3 protein-coding genes and 4 pseudogenes are annotated in these 5,578 nt (G+C 62.7%); 3 read left to right on the top strand and 4 right to left on the bottom strand.

The features are described from left to right. Window positions 1–256, top strand: a 256-nt coding sequence (locus BPODLACK_RS23745) for a hypothetical protein (RefSeq protein WP_236577768.1), incomplete at its 5' end; no start/stop codon positions are given. A gap of 382 nt (window positions 257–638) precedes the next feature. Beyond that, window positions 639–1,025, top strand: a pseudogene (locus BPODLACK_RS23215) (helix-turn-helix domain-containing protein); the annotation flags it as partial. 259 nt (window positions 1,026–1,284) lie between these two features. Here BPODLACK_RS23215 and BPODLACK_RS23740 read toward each other — a convergent pair. From BPODLACK_RS23740 to BPODLACK_RS23195, 4 genes and pseudogenes are all read right to left on the bottom strand, one after another. Next, a pseudogene (locus tag BPODLACK_RS23740) lies at window positions 1,285–1,473 on the bottom strand (ATP-binding protein); the annotation flags it as partial. A 474-nt stretch (window positions 1,474–1,947) separates the two neighbouring features. Next, window positions 1,948–2,198: pseudogene (locus tag BPODLACK_RS23205) on the bottom strand (integrase core domain-containing protein); the annotation flags it as partial. Between the two features lie 10 nt (window positions 2,199–2,208). After that, window positions 2,209–3,663, bottom strand: a complete 1,455-nt coding sequence (locus BPODLACK_RS23200; RefSeq protein ID WP_442903285.1) for an IS30 family transposase — start codon at window positions 3,661–3,663, stop codon at window positions 2,209–2,211. Then, window positions 3,578–4,039: pseudogene (locus BPODLACK_RS23195) on the bottom strand (integrase core domain-containing protein); the annotation flags it as partial. The gene BPODLACK_RS23200 and the pseudogene BPODLACK_RS23195, both read right to left, overlap by 86 nt. Before the next feature lie 149 nt (window positions 4,040–4,188). On the opposite strand from BPODLACK_RS23195, the gene BPODLACK_RS23190 reads away from it, so the two are divergent. Then, complete coding sequence (locus BPODLACK_RS23190) at window positions 4,189–5,427, top strand: IS256 family transposase (protein ID WP_159405424.1); 1,239 nt, start codon at window positions 4,189–4,191, stop codon at window positions 5,425–5,427. The last annotated feature ends 151 nt before the right edge of the window (window positions 5,428–5,578 follow it).

Here is a 5,578-nt window from a genome sequence, read left to right as displayed (position 1 = left end):
GCTTGAGCGCTTCACAGAAGAACACACCGCCCCGTGGCTTCTGCCGCGGGGCGGTCTTTTGGTGCGCGGGGGCTCGAGTCGTAGAGTTTGCGAGGTGGACATCGCAGCCAGCGCTCCACATTCGCAGTCATCAGCACACAACATCGAAGGGGGCACCATCATGGCCGAGGCTATCGTGGGCGCAATCATTACCGACATCGTCGGCGAACTGGTCACCGGATCGATCGAGTCCGGATCAGACGAAGCTACCGCTTGAGCGCTTCACAGAAGAACACACCGCCCCGTGGCTTCTGCCGCGGGGCGGTCTTTTGGTGCGCGGGGGCTCGAAACGTATGTCGCAACACGTACTCGACGAGGCCACACCGATGAGCCATGTCCGCACACTCACCGTCCGACTCACCTCCTAAACCAACCCCACACCCACAGCCGAAGCGCATGACTTGTCCTGGACGAAGTAGCGGTCGGCGTCACGACTGGGCGCCATCGCCCCCGCCGGCACCAGTGACGGCGCTCATTGAAACTGCCCAGTCCTGCTAACTGAAACTGCTCACTTGTGTGGCACCGCCAACAGGGCGGGCCTTCCTCGATGCTGATGGTCTCTGACCACACATCAGCCTTCGAGGGAGACCCGCTCGTTCATGCTCACACAAGGAGAATCCGTGGAAGCACATGCCCTGCGAAAGCAGGGATGGACGATCTCGGCGATTGCCCGGCACCTGGGCTGCAACCGTCGCACGATCCGCAACTATCTCAACGAGACGACCACGCCGGGAGTCCGGGCCAAACCCCAGGTCGATCCGTTCGGCGAGTTTGTCGACTACGTGACCGCGCGGCTGATGGAGGATCCGCATCTGTGGGCGCGCACGTTGTGCGACGAACTCGAGGACCTCGGCTACCGGCAGTCATATCAAACGTTGACCCGGCAGATCCGGGCGCGCGACTTGCGTCCGGTATGCACCGACTGTGCAACCGCGACCGACCGGGCCAATACGGTGTCATTTGCCACCGTGAAGGGACCACCTGGGCTGATTGTTTGCCATAGGGATGGGACCACCTGGATTGCCAGTTATGGGACCACCGGCGCGTCGCGCTGGTGGTCCTTCATTTTGTCCGTTGACTCGGCCGTGACGATGTTCACGCCCACCCCCATTCGGCAGGAGGATCAGGCAGCTCCACCCAGTCCCCCTGGGTTTCGGCGCCCGGCGGATGCTCGATCACCGTATGTCATTTGCCACTGCTATGGGACCGCCTGGATTGCCACGAGGATGGGACCACCTTGGCGCGTTATTGAGGATGCTCTGCGGGGTTGGGTCGGTCAAGTCCGGGTCGGTGTCGTTGGCGGTAGGAGGGGCCTTCGATGACGAGGGTGTGCGCGCGTGAGGTGAGTCGGTCGATGGCCGATTGGGCCAGTAGCGCGTCGGCGGTCATGGTGAGCCATACGGCGGGTTCTCGGTTGGATGTGACGATGGAGGAGGACCCTGACCCCGGGTGTTGGACACGCTGAATCCCGCAAGATTGGCGGGGGAAGCGAGATGATCGACACCGATGGCAAGGAAGAATTATCCCGACGAGTTCAAACGGGACGCGGTAGAGCTGTACCGAGACACCGAGGGCACAACGATCACGCAGATTGCCGATGAACTCGGCATCTTGTCCATGGCCATGAGAAAGTCCCCACTGGTGGCCAGGTCGAGGTCCCCGCTGGTGGCCAGATAAAAGTCCCCACCCTGTGTTCGTCGTGTCGACCCGGAACTGAAGGCCCAGGCGATGACGGTGAAGGTGCCAACCGATCACCATCACCGCCCGGGAGTTCCATTGAAGTCTGCGAAGGACCGTATGGACATCATTTCTGCTTACCGAGAACTCGGAAGCTGGGCCTTGACCCCGGATGGTGGACACGGGATTTGGATTAGGCAGCTTCTGACAGCGTAGCGAATGTGTGGTGTTTTCGTAGCTGGCCGGGCTGGAATAGCGCAGCGGGAGTGCCGTCGTCGGAGGTTGTAGCGGACCAGCCAGCGGAACACGTCGCGGCGGCAGGTAGCAGCGTCGGGCCACTGGCTGCGGTCCTGCAGGATCTCGCGTTTGAGGCTGGCGTTGAACGATTCGGCGAGCGCGTTATCGGCACTTGACCCCACCGCGCCCATAGACTGGACAACGCCCAGAGCTGCGCAGAGTATCGCGAAATCCTTTGAAGTGTACTGGGCGCGTTCAATCGGTCGATGCAACACCGGGTTGTTGTACCGAGTGTAGTTGTTCGCCAAAGACTTCGGCGGGGGTCTTCCAGTTGAGGACTTTTCTAGGACGGCTGTTGAGGGTGTAGGCGATAGCCTCGAGGTCCTCAGCTGACCACCGCGACAGATCAGTTCCCTTAGGAAAATATTGACGCAGAACACCATTGGTGTTCTCGTTCGACGGTCGCTGCCACGGTGAGTGCGGATCGGCGAAGAACACCTGCGTTCCGGTGTCCATCGCGAACTGGGCGTGAGCAGACAGTTCCTTGCCGCGATCCCACGTCAACGTTTTGCGCAACTGCTGCGGCAGCACGGCCATCGACGCTGTCAGTCCTGCATTCATCGCGATGGCACCGTAGCCACCGAGTGCGGGCCCGTTCTTCACAGGCGGCTGCTCACCCCCGCCCTTCTGGCGTGGCAGATGCACCAGAAGTGTTGCACGACTACGACGTTCAACGATAGTGCCGATCGCCGATCTCCCAGTTCCGATAATCAGATCACCCTCCCAGTGCCCGGGGACGGCACGGTCCTCGGCCTCGGCAGGGCGCTGACTGAACACGACGTCGGAGGTGACGTGACCCTGCGGCTTGTTGCGCGAGCGGGCCCGCGGCTCCCTCAGTGCACGTCCGGTGCGCAGGCACGCCACCAGCTCACGGTTGAGCGCGCCGCGGCCCTCGATGAACAGGGACTGGTAGATCGCCTCGTGACTGATACGCATGGATTCATCATCGGGGAAGTCGACCTTCAAACGCTGGGAGATCTGCTCTGGACTCCACGCCAGCGACCACCGCCGGTCGGCACGGTGCGGTTTGTTAAGCCCCTTCCACGGTGGTGGCGTGGGGCCCGCAGCGATCGTGCCATCGGGACGGCGGACAACGCCGGCCAGGCGGTGCTGTACGTACTCCCGCAACTCGACGTGGGCCACGAGCGTCGCTGTTTTTGGGCGCTTGGCGGCCTGCTGGGCTTTCCACTGCGCCACCAACGCCCGATACTCGAGCTTCCCGCTCCTGGTTGCGGCGTTGCGCCGTAGCTCACGTGAGATCGTGGCCGGACTGCGCCCGATCCGCCGTGCGATCTCACGCACCCCACGATCCTGGGCGCGTAGCAGCGCGATCTCTTCCCGTTCGGCGAACGATAGATAGCGGCCCGAAGGCTCATCCAGACTCAGCGGCCTCATGCCGCCAGCGTGGCGGAACCAGCGTGTACCCACCGGCACCGACACACCGACAGCGATCGATGCCTGCGCCGTGCTCACCCCCGTCGCGACCACCCGCCAAAACTCACGTTGCACCTGCCGCGACGGCTCCGGCCGCCCCGGCGATCGCATCGCCGGCCGAAGTGCACGATCAGCACGCCACTGCCGACGAACACCTACCGCCACATCGCTGGTCTTCCAACTCCAGTCCGCCGTAGCCACCGCGAACACCTCCATGATCATGGTGTTGCGACGACCAGTTGAATCCGCCGGGTCTGTGGTGATTGTAGTGATGAACCCAGTCCTGGTAGGTCTGGGCGCGGGCCTCGTCTGACAGGTAGGTCTGGGCGTAGGCCCATTCCTGGTTCAGCGTCCGGTTGAATCGTTCGACTTTGCCATTGGTTTGTGGTCGGTACGGACGGGTACGTTTGTGCGTGATCTCGGGACCCAGGGTTTGCTTGAAAAGGTGTGAGCGGTAGCAGGATCCGTTGTCGGTGAGTACCTGTTTGACGGTGACTCCGTGACTGTTGAAGTAGGCGTTCGCACGCGACCAGAATCCGGCGGCGGTCTCTTTACGTTCGTCGCCGAGGATCTCGGAGTAGGCCAGTCGGGTGGGTCATGGGTGAGTCCCCTGGTGTGGTGGGGTTTCGGGGCTGGGGTGAGGCCGTCACGTTGCGTGTCGGTGCCCCTGTTGAGGCGGGCCATCGCGTAGTGGTCAGTGAGTTACCTACCCAGTGACTCAACAGAAGGACACACGACGCGATGACCCACGATCATTCTGCCTTGCTCGCCCAGCTCGATGCACTTACGGCCGCTGATTCCGGCGCGGTGTTCGCCGAGTTGATCCGAGCGGGCCTACAAGCCCTGATCGAGGCCGAGGCCAGCGAGAAAATCGGTGCCGGCCGCTATGAGCGTTCCGCGGAACGCTCGACTCACCGTAACGGCCACCGCACCAAGACCGTGTCAACGACCTCGGGTGATGTCGAGGTCAAGATCCCCAAGCTACGATCCGGGTCGTTCTTCCCGAGCCTGCTCGAACGACGCAGACGCATCGACAAAGCACTGCACGCAGTGGTGATGGAGGCCTACGTCCACGGCGTGTCCACGCGCTCGGTCGATGACCTCGTCAACGCCCTCGGCGTGTCCTCGGGCATCTCCAAGTCCGAAGTCTCCCGCATCTGCGCCGGCCTCGACCAGGAAGTGGCCGCGTTCCGCGAGCGCTCGCTGACCCACACCGAGTTCCCGTACGTGTTCGCCGATGCCACTTTCTGCAAGGTTCGCGTCGGTGCCCACGTGGTGTCGCAAGCGTTGGTCGTGGCGACGGGAGTGTCGATCGACGGCACCCGTGAAGTGTTGGGTACCGCAGTCGGCGACTCGGAGTCCTTCGAGTTCTGGCGTGAATTCCTCGCCTCCCTCAAAGCGCGGGGTCTGTCTGGGGTGCATCTGGTCATCTCCGATGCCCACGCCGGATTGAAAGCCGCTGTGGCCCAACAGTTCACCGGCTCATCGTGGCAGCGATGCCGGGTTCACTTCATGCGGAACCTGCACGGTGCGGTGTCAGCAAAACAGGCACCCGTGGTGACCGCGGCGGTCAAGACCATCTTCGCTCACACCGAGCCCGCCGAGGTCGCCGCGCAGTGGGACCAGGTCGCCGACACCCTGGAATCGTCGTTCCCGAAGGTGGCGGCGATGATGGCCGATGCCAAACCCGACGTGCTCGCGTTCACCGCGTTCCCACACGCGCACTGGCAGAAGATCTGGTCCAACAACCCCATCGAACGGCTCAACAAGGAGATCAAACGCCGTGCCGATGTCGTCGAGATCTTCCCCAACCCCGCCGCGTTCCTGCGGTTGGCGACCGCGGTCGTGATCGAGGCCCACGACGAGTGGCAAGTCACCCGCCGCTACCTCTCCGACATCAGCATGGCCGAACTTCGCAAGGTCATCGCCGCCAAACATCAAGCCACCGAAACAGTCGACGAAACACGCCAAATCGCCTAACATTCACCACGACTCGTTGATCACAACGCGTGGCTCACGCCGGTCCGAAGTCCACCACCCCAAGGGGCGCTATCGTGGTCATCAACGGCGTGATGAACGAAGGCGTAGCCGCGACCGTTCTTCTTGTTGTTGCGGTTACCGATCGTGCGTC

It is taken from the genome of Gordonia sp. YY1 (assembly GCF_009872315.1).
In the GTDB taxonomy this organism is placed as follows: domain Bacteria; phylum Actinomycetota; class Actinomycetes; order Mycobacteriales; family Mycobacteriaceae; genus Gordonia; species Gordonia amicalis.
Note: the sequence above shows the minus strand (reverse complement) of the source record. Positions and strands in the feature narration are given on the sequence as shown.